At 40.7% G+C, this 20,916-nt stretch carries 13 protein-coding genes; 12 read left to right on the top strand and 1 reads right to left on the bottom strand.

Going from position 1 to position 20,916, the window contains the following annotated elements; genetic code table 11:
* The first annotated feature begins 35 nt into the window (after positions 1 to 35).
* Positions 36 to 3,404, top strand: a complete 3,369-nt coding sequence (gene mfd, locus H6A61_RS12380) for a transcription-repair coupling factor (RefSeq protein WP_204394014.1) — start codon at positions 36 to 38, stop codon at positions 3,402 to 3,404.
* Between the two features lie 38 nt (positions 3,405 to 3,442).
* The gene (locus tag H6A61_RS12375; protein WP_204394021.1) at positions 3,443 to 6,736 is read left to right on the top strand and encodes a S41 family peptidase; all 3,294 of its coding nucleotides are present in this window, start codon (positions 3,443 to 3,445) and stop codon (positions 6,734 to 6,736) included.
* Positions 6,737 to 7,044: 308 nt separating this feature from the next.
* Here the strand turns inward: H6A61_RS12375 and H6A61_RS12370 are convergent, their stop codons facing one another.
* Complete coding sequence (locus H6A61_RS12370) at positions 7,045 to 7,737, bottom strand: Crp/Fnr family transcriptional regulator (protein ID WP_204394012.1); 693 nt, start codon at positions 7,735 to 7,737, stop codon at positions 7,045 to 7,047.
* 174 nt (positions 7,738 to 7,911) lie between these two features.
* Here H6A61_RS12370 and H6A61_RS12365 point away from each other — a divergent pair, with 174 nt between their 5' ends.
* The 10 genes from H6A61_RS12365 (at position 7,912) to H6A61_RS12320 (ending at position 20,373) form a co-directional block, all read left to right on the top strand.
* Complete coding sequence (locus H6A61_RS12365; RefSeq protein WP_204394010.1) at positions 7,912 to 8,427, top strand: pyridoxamine 5'-phosphate oxidase family protein; 516 nt, start codon at positions 7,912 to 7,914, stop codon at positions 8,425 to 8,427.
* 21 nt (positions 8,428 to 8,448) lie between these two features.
* The gene (locus tag H6A61_RS12360) at positions 8,449 to 9,597 is read left to right on the top strand and encodes an aspartate aminotransferase family protein (protein WP_204394008.1); all 1,149 of its coding nucleotides are present in this window, start codon (positions 8,449 to 8,451) and stop codon (positions 9,595 to 9,597) included.
* 221 nt (positions 9,598 to 9,818) lie between these two features.
* Entirely contained in the window at positions 9,819 to 10,919 is a 1,101-nt protein-coding gene (locus tag H6A61_RS12355) for a metallophosphoesterase family protein (RefSeq protein ID WP_204394006.1), read from the top strand.
* A gap of 122 nt (positions 10,920 to 11,041) precedes the next feature.
* Positions 11,042 to 13,825 carry a TonB-dependent receptor gene (locus H6A61_RS12350; RefSeq protein ID WP_204394004.1) on the top strand — a complete coding sequence of 928 codons (2,784 nt, stop codon included), beginning with the start codon at positions 11,042 to 11,044 and terminating at the stop codon, positions 13,823 to 13,825.
* A gap of 169 nt (positions 13,826 to 13,994) precedes the next feature.
* On the top strand, positions 13,995 to 14,906 hold the full coding sequence (locus tag H6A61_RS12345) for a metallophosphoesterase (RefSeq protein ID WP_235340375.1): 912 nt from the start codon (positions 13,995 to 13,997) through the stop codon (positions 14,904 to 14,906).
* A gap of 299 nt (positions 14,907 to 15,205) precedes the next feature.
* The gene (gene accC, locus H6A61_RS12340; RefSeq protein ID WP_204394002.1) at positions 15,206 to 16,717 is read left to right on the top strand and encodes an acetyl-CoA carboxylase biotin carboxylase subunit; all 1,512 of its coding nucleotides are present in this window, start codon (positions 15,206 to 15,208) and stop codon (positions 16,715 to 16,717) included.
* Between the two features lie 96 nt (positions 16,718 to 16,813).
* Positions 16,814 to 17,329 carry a biotin/lipoyl-containing protein gene (locus H6A61_RS12335; protein ID WP_154043613.1) on the top strand — a complete coding sequence of 172 codons (516 nt, stop codon included), beginning with the start codon at positions 16,814 to 16,816 and terminating at the stop codon, positions 17,327 to 17,329.
* A gap of 2 nt (positions 17,330 to 17,331) precedes the next feature.
* A complete protein-coding gene (locus H6A61_RS12330; RefSeq protein ID WP_204394000.1) occupies positions 17,332 to 18,864 on the top strand; it encodes an acyl-CoA carboxylase subunit beta in 1,533 nt (510 codons plus the stop codon).
* A 194-nt stretch (positions 18,865 to 19,058) separates the two neighbouring features.
* On the top strand, positions 19,059 to 19,571 hold the full coding sequence (locus H6A61_RS12325; RefSeq protein WP_239469207.1) for a peroxiredoxin family protein: 513 nt from the start codon (positions 19,059 to 19,061) through the stop codon (positions 19,569 to 19,571).
* A gap of 10 nt (positions 19,572 to 19,581) precedes the next feature.
* Positions 19,582 to 20,373, top strand: a complete 792-nt coding sequence (locus H6A61_RS12320) for an N-acetylmuramoyl-L-alanine amidase family protein (RefSeq protein ID WP_204393998.1) — start codon at positions 19,582 to 19,584, stop codon at positions 20,371 to 20,373.
* Positions 20,374 to 20,916 lie beyond the last annotated feature (543 nt).

Here is a 20,916-nt window from a genome sequence, read left to right as displayed (position 1 = left end):
TTTTCGTAAATTTGCACGAACTATTTTTCATAACGATGACTATTACAGAATTGCAAAACGTATATGCCACTCATCCTAACACCAAAGGTTTGGCTTCGATTCTTAAGGATGGTGGCATAAAGACTGTTTATGTGGGCGGTGTGCATGCTTCGTGTGTATCATTGTTCTTTTCGGCATTTATAAAGAATAATCCATCAGTATATGTGTTTGTGCTTAATGACAGTGAGGAGGCCGGATATTTCTATCACGATATGGTTCAGGCCAATGGTGATGCGGATATCCTGTTTTTCCCTTCGTCGTACAGGCGTGCCATCAAGTATGGGCAGAAAGATGCTGCAAACGAGATTCTTCGCACCGAAGTGTTGAGCCGTCTGGAAAAGAGGGATAATGTGGCGGTGGTTACATATCCTGAAGCTTTGGCGGAAAAAGTGGTGTCGAAGAAGCTTCTGACGGACAAGACTGTTTCGCTCAAGGTTGGTCAGAATGTTGAGACTGACACTATAGCCGCACAATTGGTATCGTTGGGGTTCGACCATGTGGACTATGTTTACGAACCGGGGCAGTTTGCCACCCGTGGAAGTATTCTCGATGTGTTTTCCTTTGCGTCTGAGTATCCTTACCGTATAGACTTCTTTGGTGACGAGATAGACAGTATACGAACTTTTGAGGTTGAATCGCAGTTATCGAAAGAGAAGAAGACTGCTGTAAATATAGTTCCGGAGTTGACAGGAGTTACCGGCGATTCGGTGACATTCCTTGATTTTCTTCCATCACACGCTTTGCTGTGTGTGAAAGACCTGTTATGGGTAAGAGAGAGAATACAGAGTATTCATGATGAGGTGCTTTCATCTCAGGCGATAGCTGTGGCCGAGGAAAGTAATGTGGAACTGCCTGACATTCAGAAAACCATAATTCAGGGAACTGATTTCACAGACAAGGCTCTTGATTTCAGAAGAGTGGATTTCGGCGCCAAACCTGTTGGAACGCCACAGGCGAAACTCGTTTTCGAGACTTCTGTTCAGCCTATTTTCCATAAGAATTTCGATATGGTGTCGTCTTCTCTGAATGATTTTATCCAGCGTGGATATAAGATATATATATGTTCCGACAGCTCCAAACAGACTGACCGACTGAAGGATATATTCAAGGAGAGGGGAGACAAGATAGAATTCGAACCGGTGGACCGCACTTTGCACGAAGGTTTTGTGGACCATACACTCAGTATGTGTATATTCACCGACCATCAGATATTCGACCGTTTCCATAAATACAATCTCCGCAGCGACAAGGCACGTAGCGGTAAAGTTGCACTTTCGCTTAAGGAACTTAATCAGTTTGAACCTGGAGACTATGTCGTTCATATAGACCATGGTATAGGCCGTTTTGCCGGACTGGTACGCATACCTAACGGGAATACCACTCAGGAAGTAATCAAACTGATTTATCAGAATGACGATGTGGTGTTCGTGTCAATCCATTCGCTTCATAAGATTTCCAAATATAAGGGCAAGGAAGGCGAACCGCCAAGAATCAGCAAATTGGGTACAGGCGCGTGGGAGAAAATCAAGGAACGCACCAAGACCAAGATAAAAGATATAGCCCGCGACCTTATAAAACTTTACTCGCAGCGCAAACAGGAGAAAGGTTTCAAATATAGTCCTGACAGTTTCCTCCAGCATGAGCTTGAGGCATCGTTCCTTTATGAAGATACTCCCGACCAGTCTAAAGCTACTCAGGAGGTGAAAGCCGATATGGAGAGCGACCGTCCTATGGACAGACTTGTCTGTGGAGACGTAGGTTTCGGTAAGACGGAAGTTGCCGTAAGAGCGGCTTTCAAGGCTGTGGCAGACAATAAGCAGGTGGCAGTACTTGTCCCTACAACAGTTCTTGCATACCAGCATTTCCAGACTTTCAAGAAACGACTTGAGGGATTGCCATGCAAGGTGGAATATCTTAGCCGTGCACGTACTGCCAAGGATACAAGCCGCATATTGAAAGAGCTTGCCGACGGTCAGATAAATATCCTTATCGGTACTCACAAGATAATAGGAAAGAGTGTCAAGTTCAAGGATTTGGGCTTGCTTATCATAGACGAGGAACAGAAGTTCGGTGTAAGTGTGAAGGAAAAGCTCCGTCAGATAAAGGTGAATGTTGATACACTCACTATGACGGCCACGCCTATCCCGCGCACCCTCCAGTTCTCGCTTATGGGCGCAAGAGACCTGTCTGTAATTCAGACACCACCGCCTAACAGATATCCTATACAGACCGAGGTTCATACTTTCAACGAGGAGATTATAACCGAGGCTATAAATTTCGAGATGAGCCGTAACGGTCAGGTGTTCTTTGTGAACAACCGCATACAGAATCTTGTTGAGCTGAAGGCTCTGATAGAAAGAAATATACCGGATTGCCGTGTATGTATAGGCCACGGGCAGATGCAGCCGGAGGAACTTGAGAAGATTATCTTCGATTTCGTAAATTATGATTACGATGTACTTCTAGCTACAACCATAATCGAAAGTGGTATAGACATTCCGAATGCCAATACCATAATAATAAACCAGGCGCAGAATTTCGGTTTGAGCGACCTGCATCAGATGCGCGGACGTGTTGGACGTGGAAACAAAAAAGCCTTCTGTTATCTGCTTGCACCTCCATTGAGTTCGCTGACTCCCGAAGCGCGCCGCCGTCTGCAGGCTATTGAGAATTTCAGCGATTTGGGCAGCGGTATCCATATAGCCATGCAGGATCTTGATATCCGTGGTGCAGGAAATATGCTTGGAGCCGAACAGAGCGGTTTCATTGCCGACCTTGGTTATGAGACTTATCAGAAGATTTTGGCTGAGGCTGTTACCGAACTTAAAAACGATGAGTTCTCCGAACTTTATGCCGATGAGGTAAAAGCTGGTGATGAAGTTTTAAGTGGCGAAGGTTTCGTTGATGAATGTACCGTAGAGAGCGACCTCGAACTCCTGTTCCCGAATGAATACATACCGAGCAGCAGCGAAAGAATGCTTCTCTATCGCGAACTTGACAAACTGGAACTCGACAAGGATGTAGAAGATTTTAAAGCGCGTCTGATAGACCGTTTCGGAGCAATTCCGCCGGAAGGGGAAGAGCTGATACGGATAGTTCCGTTGAGGCGCATTGCCAAGCGTCTTGGTATAGAGAAGATATTCCTGAAATCAGGACGTATGACACTCTTCTTTGTAAGCAATCCTGACAGTCCGTATTATCAGAGTGAGGCTTTCGGCAAGATGATAGGCTATATGTCACGCTATCCTCGCAAGTGTAATCTCAGGGAGCAGAACGGAAAACGCAGCATGATTATCAAGGATATAAAAGATGTGCAGTCGGCTGTAAGGGAATTGCAGGAGATAACGAGCATACAAGCTGGATAAATAAAATAATAATATAACTGAAATATAATATTTGAATGATGAGAAAGAATATTCTAATGCTGATACTTGGTGCGGGAGCTTTGACTGCTCAGGCTGCAAGTATTAATCCTCTATGGATGCGTGATGTACGCATATCACCCGATGGCAAGTCAGTGGTTTTCTGCTATAAGGGAGATGTGTATAAAGTTAGTTCCAATGGTGGACAGGCTGTTCAGCTTACCACACAGGAGTCGTATGAATCAGACCCGGTATGGTCGCCCGACGGTAAGCAAATAGCTTTTGCAAGCGACCGTTATGGTAATCAGGATGTGTTCATTATGTCGGCTGATGGTGGTCCGGCACGCAGACTTACCCTTAATTCTGCGTCAGAGATACCTACAGCTTTCAGTCCTGATGGCAAGTTCGTTTATTTTTCTGCCTCTATTCAGGACCCTGCACAGAGTGCTCTTTTCCCTACTTCGGCTATGACCGAACTTTATAAAGTTCCAGCAGAAGGAGGAAAAACTTTACAGGTTCTTGCCACTCCTGCCGAAATGGTTGAGTTTAATAATGAAGGCGATTTGTTCCTTTATCAGGACTGTAAGGGGTATGAAGATGAGTGGAGAAAGCATCATACTTCTTCCGTAACACGTGATGTCTGGTTATATGATACAAAAAGCGGAAAGCATACCAATCTTACAGAGCGTGCAGGTGAAGACAGAAATCCTGTATTCTCGGATGATGAGAAGACTGTATTTTTCTTGAGTGAAAGAGACGGAGGAACTTTTAATGTTTATTCTTTCCCACTATCAGATCCAAAGAATGTGAGCCAGATTTCCGATTTTAAGGTTCATCCCGTTAGATTCCTTTCGGTTGGTGACGGAAATAAATTGTGCTACTTTTATAATGGTGAGATTTATACTCAGAACCTTGGAGAAAAGCCTAAAAAACTGAATGTTACTCTTGTGAGGGATGATGAGGATATACCTGAAAATATGAGCTTCACACGTGGCGCAAGTGAGGCGGTAGTATCTCCAGACGGTAAACAGGTGGCATTTATTGTGCGTGGCGAGGTTTTTGTGACTTCTGTAGAATACAATACCACCAAGCAGATAACTAATACTCCGGAAGCGGAGAAAGGTGTTTCTTTCGGAGCAGACAACCGTACCTTGGTTTATGCAAGCGAAAGAGGTGGCAACTGGGGACTATATCTGGCTAAGATAGCCCGTAAAGATGACCCTAATTTCCCTAACGCTACACTTATAGAGGAAGAAGCTTTGCTGCCTTCAACATCTGTGGAACGTGGATATCCTAAGTTCTCTCCAGACGGTAAGGAAGTGGCTTTCATTGAAGACAGGAACAAACTTATGGTGGTGAACCTCGAATCGAAGAAAGTAAGACAGATCACCGATGGTTCTACATGGTATAATACTTACGGAGGATTTGAGTATTCATGGAGTCCTGACGGAAAATGGTTCACTCTTGAATTTATAGGTCACAAACACGATCCTTACACTGATATAGGCATTGTTAAGGCCGACGGAAAAGGAGATATTGTGAATATTACAGGAAGCGGTTATACAAGCGGTTCTCCTCGTTGGGTTATGGATGGTAATGCTCTTCTTTTCACTACCGAAAGATACGGTATGCGCAATCATGCTTCATGGGGCTCGCTGGATGATGTGATGATAGTTTTCATGAATCAGGACTCATACGATAAATTCCGTCTTAGCAAAGAGGATTATGAAATAGAGAAGGCTCTGAAGGAAGAACAGGAGAAGGCTTCCAAGAAGGAAAATAACTCTAAGGGCGACAAGAGTTCAAAGAAAGACGATAAAAAATCAAAGAAGGGTGATGATGCCGACAAGAAAGACGAAGAATCAGTAAAACCTGTTGAGGTTGAAACAGAAGGTATAGAAGACCGCATTGTCCGTCTTACTCCTAACTCATCAAGCATAGCTTCTGCTATTATTTCAAAGGATGGAGAAAAGCTTTATTATCTGTCTTCATTCGAGGGTGGATATGATATGTGGAAGTTGGATCTGAGAAAAAAAGAAACCAAGCTCCTGCATAAGATGGATGCCGGATGGGGAGATATGCAGACCGATAAGGAAGGTAAGGCTGTGTTTATTCTTGGCGGAAGCAATATGCAGAAAATGGATGCTTCGTCCGAGTCTCTGAAGCCTATAACATATAATGCTGAAATGAAAATGGATCTTGCTGCAGAACGTGAGTATATGTTCAATCATGTATATAAACAGGAGAAGAAACGTTTCTATGAGGTTAATATGCATGGAGTAGATTGGGAAGGACTTACTGCAGCTTATCGCCGTTTCTTGCCTCATATCTCAAATAATTATGACTTTGCCGAGATGCTTAGTGAGTGGCTTGGCGAGCTTAATGTTTCGCATACCGGTGCAAGTTACCGTCCGTCTTCAAAGACAGAGGCTACAGCAAACTTGGGATTACTGTATGACTGGGAATACTCAGGCAAGGGACTTCGTATTTCTGAAGTTGTGGCCAAAGGTCCGTTCGACAGAAAGAGCTCTAAAGTAGAGGCCGGTAATATAATAGAAAAGATTGACGGCCGTGTTATAGATAAGGATACAGACTATACTACTCTCCTTAACGGAAAGGCCGGCAAGAAGGTGCTTGTGTCTGTTTATAATCCTGATTCCGGAGAAAGATGGGATGAGGTTGTTAAGCCGGTTACAAGTGGTGCCATGAGTTCACTTCTGTATAAACGTTGGGTTAAGCAGCGTGCTGAGGAGGTAGAGAAACTTTCCGGTGGACGTTTGGGTTATGTTCATATCCAGTCTATGGACGACGGAAGCTTCCGTACAGTATATTCTGATATCTTAGGTAAGTACAATAATTGTGAAGGAATTGTTATCGATACACGTTTCAATGGTGGAGGTCGCCTGCATGAGGATATCGAGGTGCTGTTTAGTGGCAAAAAGTATTTCACACAGGTGGTAAGAGGTCGTGAAGCTTGTGATATGCCAAGCCGCAGATGGAACAAGCCTTCTATTATGCTTCAGTGTGAGGCCAATTACTCTAATGCTCATGGAACTCCGTGGGTATATAAGCATAGGGGCATAGGCAAATTGGTGGGTGCTCCTGTTCCAGGAACTATGACAAGTGTCAATTGGGAGCGTCTTCAGGATCCTACACTGGTATTCGGTATTCCTGTGGTAGGTTATCGTTTGCCTGATGGAAGCTATCTGGAAAATTCACAGCTTGAACCGGATATATACATTTTGAACTCTCCTGAAACTATTGTTAAAGGTGAAGATACTCAGCTGAAAACAGCAGTAGAGGAATTGCTGAAAGAGATTGATTCGGACAAGTAAGATAAATCTATCATATATAATAAAAAGACAGATGGTGTATCATTATTTTCATGGTACATCATCTGTCTTTTTATATATCTGTACACTTTTAGTTTGAGATAATAATTTTCAGTGATGAAAATAAAATTGTCATTCCTAAGTTTTTTTCTTGTAAACTCCTTGATGATTACTTTAAACCACACTGTGGTTTGTACAAATCACAGTGTTATTTCTATAAATCACAGTGTGGTTTATAAAAACATAAGTTATATTTATAGATTGTACTTAGTCGTTTTTGTTTTTTTATCAGATTCATTCCAGATTTCCTTCTATAGGACAATGTTTCTTATAGCTTTAAGATTCAATTCAATGTTATTATTTCCCTTTCTAGTAATAATGCCTTCCTTCTCCATCTTGTTGAATTCTGTTGATAGGGCAGGGCGTGTGACATTAATGTATTCTGCCAGCTGGGTGATGGTATGCGTAAGTTTTATTGTTGATGTCCCTTTGTCAATTCTTTTCATCAGATATACCAGTATTCTTTCGCGGATGGTTTTTCTGGACAGTACATCCAGTCGCATTGTGGTGCACACATTGCAATTTCCCGAGACACAAAGGAAATTCTTTAATATATCAGGGTATTTGCTTATCAGCTCGAATGTGGAATCTTTGGTAGCTGTCAGTAATACAGATCTCTCTATAGTTTTAAATGTAGCGGGCAGACGGTTGTCCTTCTTGAAGAGGTGAGGTGTGGCAAATGCCCTTGGCGATTCTATATATTCTATCAGGACCTCGTTGGCGTTAGCATCGATGATATTTACTTCCAATGTACCTTTTAGAAGTACATACAGATTGCAGCATACATTACCCTGTTCCAATACCACTGCGTTTTCATCAATATCATAAAGTTTTACATCAAGCTTTTTGATAATCTCGTGTTTAATGTTGTCAGGTAAATCACAGAACAGTGGTATTGACAGCAGTTTCTCCTTGTAGTAATTATCGAAAGTTATTGTTTTCATCTTTGCTTTACGGTTTCAGATACAAAAGTATCTGTTTAATCTCTAATAGTCAAATATATTTACGTATTAATGTCTTTTATTTATTGCCAAATGCAGGTCTCTGTCATAAATCTTACATACGGATAGGAGTAATGATAGTATTTTTGTGGCAGTTGAATGATTAATTTGTGGAATATGAGAAAAACAAGTCGTGAAATGGACAGCCAATGGGCATTGGAGGTGATGCGAAAGGCTCCGTATATAACTGTAAGTTTTACCAGAGCGGACGGTACTGCATACGGCGTGCCGCTTTCTTTGGCAAGCAAAGATGATAATGTATGGTATTTTCATTGTGCCCCGGAGGGAGATAAGCTTGATGCCATTGCTGTGAATCCGGAGGTATGCCTTTCTGCTGTAACTAAATGCCAGCCTACTGTAGGACCTAAAGACGGAACATTCACTCTCCAGTATCGCTCGGCTATCGCATTCGGAAAGGCTGAAATTGTAACTGACAATTATGAAAAGGTTCTGGCTCTGAGATTGATAAGCCAACGTTTCTTGCCCAAACACATGGATGCTTTCGAAGAAGCGGTTGAGAGAAGTCTTCATCGTACGGCGGTTGTCAGGATAGTCTTATTGGATCCTCCGACAGGGAAGCGTAAACAGTATGATAAGAATGGTAATGAGATGAAGTATGGCAGAATGGAATAATAAAATACTAAAGAATTGCTTATGAATTTGTTTGATGTATATTCTGTATTTCCCATAAATATAGTTCGTGGAAAAGGCTGTTATGTATATGATGAAGTCGGAAATTCATATATGGATTTCTATGGTGGACATGCTGTAATATCAATTGGACACTCTCATCCATATCTGATAAAGTGTATGTATGAGCAGATGCAGAATCTGATGTTCTATTCTAATTCTGTGATTAATAAACTCCAGGAAAAACTTGCATACGAATTAGGGGAAATATCCGGTTATCCGGATTACAGTGCGTTCTTTGTCAATTCGGGAGCCGAAGCCAACGAGAATGCCCTTAAACTGGCATCGTTTCATACCGGAAAGAAAAAGGTTATAGCTTTCAAGAGTTCTTTCCATGGCCGTACGTCTGCTGCAGTGGAAGTGACAGACAATCCGCTGATAACCGCACCTATTAATTCCAATGACAATGTCTATTTTGCAGATATGGATATTGCTGAGGTTGAGGACGTGCTGCGTAAAGGTGATGTATGTGCTGTGATAATAGAAGGTATATCGGGAGTGGGAGGAATAAGAATTCCTGATGATGAATTCCTCAAGGCTTTAAGAAAGCTTACCCAACAGTATAATGCCGTTCTCATTCTGGATGAGATACAATCCGGATACGGACGAACGGGAAAGTTCTTTGCCCATCAGTGGTGCGGCATAAAACCTGACATCATTACTGTGGCAAAAGGCATAGCAAATGGTTTTCCTTTCTCCGGAGTATTGATAAGCGATGCTTTCAAACCGTGTAAGGGAATGCTTGGAACCACGTTTGGAGGAAATCATCTGGGATGTGCGGCTGCATTGTCGGTGATTCAGGTAATGAAAGATGAGCATCTTATAGAGAATGCCTATGAAGTAGGTTCCTATTTTATCGGTAAATTGCGTTCTTTGAATTCTCCGTTAATCAAGGAAGTGAGAGGGCGTGGACTGATGATAGGGATTGAGCTTACGGTTCCTGTATCTGTTATCCGCAATTCTTTACTGTATGACTATTATATATTTACCGGATATTCAGGAAAAAATGTTCTGAGGATATTGCCACCATTGTGTATCTCAAAATCGGAGGTGGATTGTTTTATAGATAAGTTTATCAGGTGTTTGCATAAGGTTGAATGCGGAAATGATTGAATTAAGAGCTGTTTAAATACTGTTTAAATGGTATTTAAATGGTATTTAAATAGTTCTTAAACTTGGCTTTTAGTTTTCTTTTCATTTTAGTTACAAACGTATGACATCATTTGTTGCCGGTTAAGTTTATGATAACCTTATGGTATTTATAATTTGTCAATTGCTTTATTTTTGCGGATAAATATTGATAAGTTATAAACATTAAAATGTAGCTGTAACAAATGAGAACTATTCGTTTTATTTCGCTTTTTCTATTTCTGATATTCAATTTTATCAATGTATTAACTTTAGACGCTGAAGAGATACGGTTTATCTATTGTTCGGACCTTCATTATGGAATAAAGAGAACTTTTAGAGGGAAGGAGTGTGAGACATATAAGGTGGTGGATGAAATGTTGAAATCGTTTACGTTGCTTTATTCTTCAACATTGCCGTCAGACGGAGGAGCCGGAGCGGGAACTGTATTCGGGGAGCCGGATTTCCTTATTTGTACGGGGGATATTTCAAACAGAATGCAAAAAGGAGCATGGACAGCATCTGAATCGTGGAATCAATTTAAAAAGGACTGGATAGATGCTTTGGATTATCCTGTTTATGTTGTTCCCGGAAATCATGACATATCAAATGCTATAGGATACCCGAAGAGACTTTCACCTGAGCGTGATGATGCGAGTGCGGTAGGTATATTCAATCATAATATGCCGATGTACGGACATAGTGAGATTAAAGAATTTGATTATTCCTCACATCGTGTCCGCTATTCCTTTGTCAGGGATAGCCTCAGATTTATGTTCATTGGTATGTGGCCCGACAGCAATATGCGTATGTGGATGGACAGTGTCATGACGGAAGATCCTGTTTCGCCTGTTATAATATTCACCCATGATCCTGTTGAGGCTGATGCAAAACATTATACCAATCCTAATTATCCTTATAATATAAATGCGGATGACAAGTTTGAAAATCTGTTGAGTGATACTTGTTCTGTTGATAATATTAACAAGTTGCCTAAGGCTAATTGGAGTCATCTTGAACGTTTTGTAGAGTCACACCCACAGATCAAGGCATATTTTCATGGTGACTGCAATTATAATGAATTCTATGAATGGAAGGGTGTCAATGGTACTGTTTCTCTGCCTGTATTCAGAGTGGATTCACCTATGAAAGGGGAGTATTCTTCCAAGAATGAAAACCTGTTATCTTATCAGACCGTATGTATTGATACTGAAAATAAGATTATTACAGTGAGAGAGTGTTTATGGAATAAGAATGGTTTCACTTCAATAACTTGGGGAGAAATGAAAACGATAAGTTATAAATAGTTTTCACTGTAATATTTTTGCAATATTTTTGTTTTGAATTCTTAAAATCTGCGAAATGAATATGTAACCGCTTATTGAGACCTTTGCGCCAGAAAAAGAAAAAAGTTTTTTTTAATAAAGGTATGAAAAAGGTTTTTAAAAGTGTTGCATGCGTCTTGGCTGCAACAGCGCTTAGTGCAAATGTTTTCGCTGCAGACGATACAGAGCTTGCAGAAATGGGTATTGTCAGAGGACGTGTAGTAGATACTGAAAATCACACTCTGCCAGGAGCTTCTATATTTATAGAGGATTTACACACCGGTGTGGTCAGTGATATCGACGGGTTCTATATTCTACCTAATTTAAAACCGGGTGAATACAAGGTTAAAGTGACATATGTAGGTTATAGTCCAATTGAAATGAAAATCAAAATCTCAGGTGGTAAAACTGTAGAGAAGAATATTGTACTTAATGAAGGTGTTGAATTGCAGGAAGTAATCGTTGGCGGTGCTTTTCAGGGACAGCGTCGTGCTTTGAACTCGCAGAAAAATGAAATGGGTATTGTGAATGTGGTTTCTGCCGATCAGGTCGGTAAATTTCCGGATTCAAACATCGGTGATGCCTTGAAACGTATTAGCGGAATCAATGTTCAGTATGACCAGGGAGAAGCACGCTTCGGACAAGTACGTGGTACATCGGCTGATTTAAGTTCTGTAACAATCAATGGTAATAGAATACCTTCAGCTGAAGGAGATATCCGTAATGTACAGCTCGACCTTATTCCTTCTGATATGGTTCAGACTATTGAAGTAAACAAGGTGGTTACTGCAGATATGGATGGAGATGCTATCGGTGGTTCTATCAATCTTGTTACAAAGAGTACTCCGTACAAGCGTGTTATCAATGCTACTCTTGGTAGTGGTTATAATGTAGTGAGCCAGAAAGCACAGGTTAATGCCGGATTTACTTACGGTGACCGTTTCTTCAACGATAAACTCGGTATGATGGTGGCTCTTTCATATCAGAATGCTCCTATAGGTTCGGACGATGTGGAGTTTGAATATGACAGAGATGAAGATACAGGAGAAGTTTTCATTACAGATGCTGAAACTCGCCAGTATTATGTGACACGCCAGCGTCAGAGTTATTCATTGTCTTTGGATTATGATATAAATCCTAATCACAAACTTACTTTCAAGGGTATCTATAACCGTCGTCACGACTGGGAAAACCGTTACCGTATTTCATATAAAGATCTTGATGCCGCAGCAGATGGCGAAGCTAAAGTAGAGATTCAGACCAAAGGAGGTTCTTCTGATAACAGAAATGCGCGTCTTGAATTGCAGCAGACAATGGACTTGGCTTTGGGAGGTGAACACCTGTTCGGTAAATTGAAGATGGACTGGGGTGCGTCTTACTCTCGTGCTAGCGAAGACCGTCCTGAAGAAAGATATTTCACTCTTAAACAGAAAGATATAGCTCTTGATGTTGTTGATGCAGGTCAGCGTTTCCCTTATATCTCAACTAAAGTTAATCCTAATACCGGAGACTGGGGATTGGACGAACTTACAAATTCAAATCAGGAAATATATGAAACAGACGCTAAGTTCAAACTGAATTTTGAATTGCCTTTGGCTTTAGGCTATTATAGCAACAGACTGAAATTCGGTGCAAAGCATGTCAGCAAGAACAAACATAAGGATATTGTAGTTTACGACTACTGTGACGCATACGAAGAAAAATTCGGAACCGAATATATGAGTCATCTTAGCTCGCAGGTGCGTGATGGATATATGCCGGGATCACAGTATCAGTCAACAGATTTCGTTACAAAAGAATATCTTGGAAACATGAATTTCTCTGATATGGAGGGAGAACGTGTTCTGGAAGAATCGTCAGGAAACTTCGACGCGACAGAAAGAGTGACTTCAGGCTACTTGCGTTTTGACCAGAATTTCGGAAAACGTCACCAGTTGGTGCTTGGTGCACGTCTGGAAGCAACAAATCTTACTTATAGTGGTTTCAACTGGAACGTAGATGCGGATGAGAACGAAACTTTGGATCCGACTGGAGAACGTAAGAACAATTATATAAATATACTTCCAAGCGTCCTTTATAAGTTTAATGTAAACGATGATTTCAAAGTACGTGCTTCGTTTACTGAAACTCTTGCAAGACCTAAGTATTCAGCACTTGTACCAAGTACGAATATAAATCTTGCAGAAACAAAAATCTATATAGGTAATCCTGATTTGACTCCAACTCTATCTTACAACTTCGATTTGAGTGCCGACTATTATTTCAAAAGCATAGGACTTGTTTCCGGAGGTATTTTCTATAAGAGAATTGACGATTTTATAGTTGACCAGCGTACAAGCGGTGAGTTTGCCGGATATCCCGGAGTAGATTTCAAGGAGATAAAGAAATCGGTAAATGCCGGTGATGCGGACCTTCTCGGTGTTGAAGTCGGTTTCCAGCGTGACTTTGGTTTCATAGCTCCGGCTTTGAAGTGCATCGGTTTCTATGGAAACTATACATATACATACACCAATGTGAAGAACTTCAATTTCGAAGGACGTGAAAATGAAAAGGATTTGAGACTTCCCGGTTCTCCGGAACATACGGCAAACGCTTCCCTGTATTTCGAAAAGAAAGGATTTAACGTAAGATTGTCTTATAACTATGCTTCGGATTTCATCGATGAAATGGGAGAACATGCAGACCTTGACAGATATTATGATTCTGTAAACTACATGGATGTAAATGCAAGTTATACATTCGGCAAGAAAGTGAAATGTACTGTTTATGCAGAAGCTACAAACCTTCTTAACCAACCGTTGCGTTATTATCAAGGTACTAAGGATCGCACTATGCAGGCAGAATATTATGGAGTTAGAGCTAATGCCGGTGTGAAAATCAGTTTCTGATAAATAGGTGTTAGTATAAATATATTAGAAAAAGATTCTGATTTGTCTGTTATATAAAGATAATTCAGAATCTTTTCAGCTTTATGTCGTTACTTTGCACAAGTAAAATAATCATTAAATAATTTACAACATCATGAATTCATTAAGAAAGAACATTATTACGCTATTTATGGCTTTGTTTGTCGTTACAGTTTCTTTTGCACAAACACCTGAAAGCTGGAAGACTCTTGAAAAGCCATTGAATTTCTATCTTGCCAATGACCTTGGCCGAAACGGATATTATGACCAGAAACCTATTGCCGAACTGATGGGCAATATGGCGGAAAACGTGGATATTGAATGTGTGATTGCTGCAGGCGATGTGCACCATTTTGAAGGAGTGCGCAGCGTAAATGACCCTCTGTGGATGACAAACTATGAACTTATATATAGTCATCCTGAACTGATGATTCCATGGTATGCAATTCTTGGTAATCACGAGTACCGTGGAAACACTCAGGCTGTAATCGATTACAGTGCTGTAAGTGCAAGATGGAATGTACCTGACAGATATTATACTTTCGCTATGGAAAATGACGGTGTCACTGTACGTTTCGTAATGGTGGACACAGCTCCTCTTCTTGACAAATATCGTGAAGATACAGAGAAATATCCCGATGCTTGCAAACAGGATATGAACAAGCAATTGGCATGGATTGATTCTGTTCTGACTGCTGCAAAGGAAGACTGGGTGCTTGTAGTGGGACATCATCCTATATATGCTGAGACAGGAAAAGATGATTCAGAAAGACTTGATCTGCAGAAAAGACTCGATTCTGTTTTACGCAAACACAAAAATGTAGATATGTATTTGTGCGGACATATTCACAATTTCCAGCATATACGTAAGGCTGACAGTAATATTGATTATGTAGTGAATACATCAGGTTCGCTCAGTCGTAAGGTAAAACCTGTTGATGGAACCAAGTTCTGTAGTGGTGAAACAGGATTCTCACTTATCTCGGCTGATAAAAAGGAACTTAACCTGCACATGATAAACAAGGAAGGTAAAGTAATCTATACGGTTTCACGCAAGAAATAAGGTTTCATATATTTCCCAAATGTAAGTCCGGATAACAATAGTATATTGTATATGGCAGCAGCCGATACACTATGCTATTGTTGTCCGGCTTTTTTTATTATTTTGCTATATCCATGTGGCATTTGTAATGAATTGAGATTTGAGTAGTTAAAAAACATGAAATACGCAGTGGCAGATAGTTTAAAAACATGTTATTAAGCATGTGTTTGTAATTCTTTTAATATTTTTGCACAGAATTCGATTTTGTGTGCCGTTGAAGGCAATTTTGATAAAAAGATTATAAACCAAAAAAATAGAGCATGATACAGAAAGTATTGATAGCTAATCGTGGAGAGATAGCAGTGCGTGTTATGCGTTCTTGTCGTGAGATGGGAATCAGGACAGTAGCAGTTTTCTCGGAAGCCGATAGAGCGGCACGCCACGTATTATATGCAGATGAAGCTTGTTTCATAGGTCCTGCTGCATCTCGTGAAAGTTATTTGAATATTGACAAAATCATTGAGGCAGCCAAGCGTCATGGTGCAGATGCTATTCATCCGGGATATGGTTTTCTTTCTGAAAATTCAGAATTTGCCCGCAGATGTAAGGCGGAAGGAATTATCTTTATCGGTCCTGATCCTGAAACAATGGATGCTATGGGCGATAAGATTTCGGCAAGAAAACACATGATTGCAGCCGGAGTGCCTGTAGTTCCCGGTACAGAACAACCTTTGCAGAATGTAGAAGAAGCAAAGAGAATTTGTAATGAAATAGGTTATCCTGTAATGCTTAAGGCTTCAATGGGTGGCGGTGGTAAAGGTATGCGTCTTATCCATAGCGAGGCTGAGGTGGAAGAGGCTTACAACACTGCCCGTTCAGAGTCAATGTCATCTTTCGGGGATGATACTGTTTATCTGGAGAAATTCGTTGAAGAACCTCATCACATCGAGTTCCAGATTTTGGGTGACAATTATGGTAATGCCATACATTTGTTCGAAAGAGAATGTTCTATCCAGCGCAGAAATCAGAAAGTAGTAGAAGAAACTCCATCTCCATTCGTAACTCCAGAGTTGCGTGAAAAGATGGGTAAGGCTGCCGTAGCCGCTGCCAAGGCAGTAAACTACAAGGGTGCCGGTACTATTGAATTCCTCGTTGACAAGAACCGTAACTTCTATTTCCTCGAAATGAATACCCGTCTTCAGGTTGAACATCCTATCACAGAAGAGGTTGTTGGTGTTGACCTGGTTAAGGAACAGTTGCGTATCGCTAACAATGAGCCTTTGCATCTGAAGCAGGAAGAACTGAAACAGAGAGGACATGCCATTGAATGCCGTATCTGTGCAGAAGATACAGACAATAACTTTATGCCTTCACCGGGTATTATCAAGCAGCTGATGGAACCTAACGGTATCGGTGTACGTATAGACAGCTATGTATATGAAAGTTACGAAATCCCTATCTATTACGACCCGATGATAGGTAAGCTGATTGTATGGGCTACTACACGTGAATTTGCCATTGAGCGTATGCGCCGAGTTCTGTATGAATACAAGATTACCGGACTCAAGACTAACATCAGTTACTTGCGTCATATAATGAATGTTCCTGACTTTGTAGAAGGTCACTATAATACATTGTTTATTCCTAAGCATCAGGAAATGCTTAAAGAATGGGCAGGCAAGAAAGAAGAAGAGACTGAAAACATAGCCATGATAGCTGCATACATCGACTATCTGATGAATTTGGAAGAAAACAAGGGAACATCTTCGGATAACCGTCCTATCAGCAGATGGAAAGAATTTGGATTGCAGAAAGGTGTATTAAGAATATAAAAGAGGTAACAAGGCTACAGTTACAAGTTAACAAGGCATTCCATTCGGACGGCAACCTTGTCAACTCGTCAACTTGTAATCTAAAAAACTGACAATATGGAAATACATATAGGAAACAGAGTTGCTGATGTTTCATTGGTCAGCAAGGAAGGTAATAAGGTGCAACTGACTATTGATGGCGTTCCATACGACGTGGATATCGTAATGGCTGAAAACGGTAGTTGCTCTATTATACATGACGGTAAATCGTATAACACAGAACTTATCCGTAAGGAAGGTGGTAAGAGTTATACTGTAAATGCTCACTATCAGTCATATAACATTGATATCATAGATTCACAGGCCAAGTATCTTCGTATGCGTAAGGGAGCTGATGAAAAACAGCAGGATAAGATTGTTTCTCCTATGCCTGGTAAGATTGTGAGCATACCGGTTTCTGTAGGTGACAAACTTGAGAGTGGTGATATAGTAGTTGTAATTGAAGCCATGAAGATGCAGAGTAACTACAAGGTAAGCGCTCCTTGCGTAGTTAAGGAAATCCTTGTAAAAGAAGGTGACTCTGTAAATGCCAATCAGGTGGTTATGACTTTGGATATTATTAAAGAAGACTAATTATGACAACAGAAGAACAATACAAATATTTTCAGGAGCTTGACAAGAAGGCTTCTCAGGGCGGTGGAGTAGAGCGTGTGGAAAAACAGCATGCCAACGGACATATGACAGCCCGCGAACGTATAGACATGTTGCTTGACAAAGGAACATTCAACGAAATAGACAAGTTCGTGATACATCACTGTACCGACTTCGGTATGGAAAAGAACCATATTCCTGGCGACGGTATCGTGTGCGGTTATGGTAAAGTTGACGGACGTCTGGTTTATGTATATGCTTACGATTTCACTGTATATGGCGGTACACTTAGTGTGACAGGCGCACAGAAAATTGTTAAAGTACAACAGTTGGCACTTAAGAACGGTGCTCCTGTAATTGCATTGAACGACTCTGGTGGCGCACGTATTCAGGAAGGTGTGGGAAGTATCTCTGGTTATGCTTCTATCTTCTATCAGAACACTATCGCTTCAGGTGTAATCCCTCAGATTTCTGCTATCCTGGGTCCTTGTGCCGGAGGTGCTTGTTATTCTCCTGCACTTACTGACTTCATCTTCATGGTGAAGGAAAAGAGCCACATGTTCATCACAGGACCGGATGTGGTTAAGACTGTAACTCACGAAGATGTCAATAAGGAAGAACTTGGTGGTGCATACACACACAGCAGCAAGAGTGGTGTAACTCACTTCCTTTGTGATACAGAAGAAGAAACACTTATGGGTATCCGCGAACTGTTGAGCTTCCTGCCATCAAACAATATGGAAGATGCTCCTATACAGCCATGTTCTGATGATATCCGCAGAGCAGACGAATCGCTTATGTCTGTAATTCCTGATGATCCAAACATGCCTTATGATATCAAGAATATCATCGAGCCTGTAGTGGATAATCAGTACTTCTACGAAGTAATGCCACACTTTGCAAAGAACATAGTAGTGGGATTTGCCCGCATGGGAGGACGTTCTGTAGGTATCGTAGCAAACCAGCCTGCATATCTTGCCGGCGTGCTTGATATCGATGCTTCAGACAAGGCTGCACGTTTCATCCGTTTCTGTGACTGCTTCAATATTCCTATCATTTCGTTTGTTGACGTGCCTGGCTTCTTGCCTGGATGCGATCAGGAACACAATGGTATCATCCGTCACGGAGCCAAGATTGTTTATGCATACGCTGAGGCTACAGTGCCTAAGATTACAGTTATCACACGTAAGGCATACGGTGGTGCATACATCGTTATGAACAGTAAGCCTATCGGTTCGGATGTAAACTTCTCATATCCTACAGCAGAGATTGCCGTTATGGGTGCTGATGGAGCTGTAAATATCCTTTACCGCAAGGCTACTCCTGAAGAAAAGGCTAAGGCAGTAGAAGAATACAAGGAGAAATTCTCTAACCCATATCGTGCTGCTGAGCAGGGATATATTGATGAAATCATTCTTCCTAAAGATACAAGATATAAACTTATTCAGGCGTTGGAAATGACTCAGAACAAGAGTCAGAGCAATCCTCCAAAGAAACATGGAAACATGCCTTTGTAATAAGGTGATATCATAATAAAAGAAGATGAACAATGACATTTTATGGTTTTTGCAGACTATAGATGTTGTTGTTCATCTTTTTTATGTTTACAAATGTTTCACGCATTTTAATGTACCGATGTTTTTTTGTACTTTTACGCTCTATATATTTTATATTCCAGAATAGTATGAAAAGATTTATTATGTTGGCAGCCATGTTCTTCTGCCTTTTTGGTGTAACAAATTTAATGTCGCAAAACCCTGTAGCCGATAAGGCGGGATATATAGTAAAGGTAGGGGATATGGCCCCTGATTTCGAAATGACTCTCACTGACGGAACTAAAGTGAAGCTCTCATCACTCCGCGGAAAAGTGGTAATGCTTCAGTTTACAGCGAGCTGGTGCGGTGTTTGTCGTAAGGAAATGCCTTTTATAGAGAGTGATATATGGCAGAAGCACAAGGATAACAAGCAGTTTGCCCTTTACGGTATAGACCGTGATGAACCGCTGGAGCGTGTGAAGGCATTTGCTAAGCAGACAAAAGTCACTTATCCTCTAGGACTTGATCCGGGGGCAGATATTTTTGCGCTTTATGCGGAAAGAAATGCCGGAATAACCAGAAATGTGCTTATCGACCGTAATGGAAAGATTGTAATGATGACAAGACTTTTCAATGACGATGAGTTCAAGTCATTGTGCAATAAAATAGATGAAATGTTAAAAGACTGACTGTAAAAGTATGAAGCGCATTTGTTTTTTATTGTCATTCTTTTGTGTAATATCTTTTTCGGTATCGTCTCAAACTAAGAAAGAACCTCTTTTCGGTAAATCTCATTCGTCCTACACGGTTAGTTCTTCATCGCTGAAAGGGGCTGTCTTTTATCTCGTAAGTGGTCATGGAGGGCCTGATCCGGGCTGTATAGGCAAGTATCAGGGAAAGGAACTGCATGAGGATGAATATGCCTACGATATAATACTCCGTTTGGGTAAGGAACTCCTGGAGAGGGGGGCAAAGGTCTATTTTATCATTCAGGATGCAAAAGACGGTATCCGCGACTCTTATATTCTGAAGAACAGCAAGCGTGAAACTTGTATGGGCAAGCCTATTCCTCTTAATCAGATTGAGCGTCTGAAGCAGAGGTGTGTGGCTATAAATAATCTCTACCGCAAGGATAAGAGCAGTTATAAGCGTGCTATATTTATTCACGTTGACAGCCGTTCAAGAAGCAAGCAGACAGACGTATATTTTTACCATGCCCCGAACAGCAAATACGGCAAACGTCTTGCAACAGAAATTCAAAAGACATTCAAAGGTAAATACAGAAAACATCAGCCGGGTAGAGGATTTGGTGGAACAGTAAGCGAGCGTAATCTTTATGTTCTGAAGAATACTACTCCTGTCGCAGTGTTTATGGAGCTTGGTAATATGCAGAATGCCCTGGACCAGAAACGTCTGGTGATTCCTAATAACCGCCAGGCCTTGGCTAACTGGATAACAGAAGCTATCGTGAAGGATTATAAGAAGAAATAAGCAATTATACAATAACTTTCTTGTGAAACTTTTTGATATAGATCTCAAGGTTTCAAAATGTCAATTTGATATTTTGGAACCTTGAGATTTTAATTTTTCGGACCAATGTGAGCGTAGTCCGTAATTTTATCATTTCTGATAGATATTAAGTATGACTTATTGTTGTTGTTTATTGGGTTATTCTTGATTTGTGTTTTGCTTTTTGTTATTATTGTCGCTTTTTGTGATATAAAATATGTATATTGTATCAATAAGTTATGCTTGTTTTGCCTTTGGTTTAAGAGAAAATAGAGCAAAAATCAGATGAAAAATCATCATAGAACAAATGGACTGTCATTCGATTTAAGGTTTCAGCCCATTTAAAGTCAAATTTCAGCCCGTTTTCTGTAAAGATAATGGGCATTTTTATTTATTATCATTGTTAAATTTATTACTAAGTAGATGTTCATAATTAGTTTATATCATATAGATTTGCTACCTTTGCCTCATAATCCTCAAAGCTACCTCTATGGGCAAAGTCAAATCAATCAGATTAAAGGACTC

Origin of the sequence: Bacteroides caecigallinarum, assembly GCF_016901995.1 — a bacterium.
Taxonomy (GTDB): domain Bacteria; phylum Bacteroidota; class Bacteroidia; order Bacteroidales; family Bacteroidaceae; genus Phocaeicola; species Phocaeicola cellulolyticus.
Note: the sequence above shows the minus strand (reverse complement) of the source record. Positions and strands in the feature narration are given on the sequence as shown.

Bases quoted from the DNA above. Each gene is read 5' to 3' on its own strand.
- mfd (WP_204394014.1), top strand. From the start codon at position 36: ATGACTATTACAGAATTGCAAAACGTATATGCCACTCATCCTAACACC.
- H6A61_RS12375 (WP_204394021.1), top strand. From the start codon at position 3,443: ATGAGAAAGAATATTCTAATGCTGATACTTGGTGCGGGAGCTTTGACT.
- H6A61_RS12370 (WP_204394012.1), bottom strand. From the start codon at position 7,737: ATGAAAACAATAACTTTCGATAATTACTACAAGGAGAAACTGCTGTCA.
- H6A61_RS12365 (WP_204394010.1), top strand. From the start codon at position 7,912: ATGAGAAAAACAAGTCGTGAAATGGACAGCCAATGGGCATTGGAGGTG.
- H6A61_RS12360 (WP_204394008.1), top strand. From the start codon at position 8,449: ATGAATTTGTTTGATGTATATTCTGTATTTCCCATAAATATAGTTCGT.
- H6A61_RS12355 (WP_204394006.1), top strand. From the start codon at position 9,819: ATGAGAACTATTCGTTTTATTTCGCTTTTTCTATTTCTGATATTCAAT.
- H6A61_RS12350 (WP_204394004.1), top strand. From the start codon at position 11,042: ATGAAAAAGGTTTTTAAAAGTGTTGCATGCGTCTTGGCTGCAACAGCG.
- H6A61_RS12345 (WP_235340375.1), top strand. From the start codon at position 13,995: ATGGCTTTGTTTGTCGTTACAGTTTCTTTTGCACAAACACCTGAAAGC.
- accC (WP_204394002.1), top strand. From the start codon at position 15,206: ATGATACAGAAAGTATTGATAGCTAATCGTGGAGAGATAGCAGTGCGT.
- H6A61_RS12335 (WP_154043613.1), top strand. From the start codon at position 16,814: ATGGAAATACATATAGGAAACAGAGTTGCTGATGTTTCATTGGTCAGC.
- H6A61_RS12330 (WP_204394000.1), top strand. From the start codon at position 17,332: ATGACAACAGAAGAACAATACAAATATTTTCAGGAGCTTGACAAGAAG.
- H6A61_RS12325 (WP_239469207.1), top strand. From the start codon at position 19,059: ATGTTCTTCTGCCTTTTTGGTGTAACAAATTTAATGTCGCAAAACCCT.
- H6A61_RS12320 (WP_204393998.1), top strand. From the start codon at position 19,582: ATGAAGCGCATTTGTTTTTTATTGTCATTCTTTTGTGTAATATCTTTT.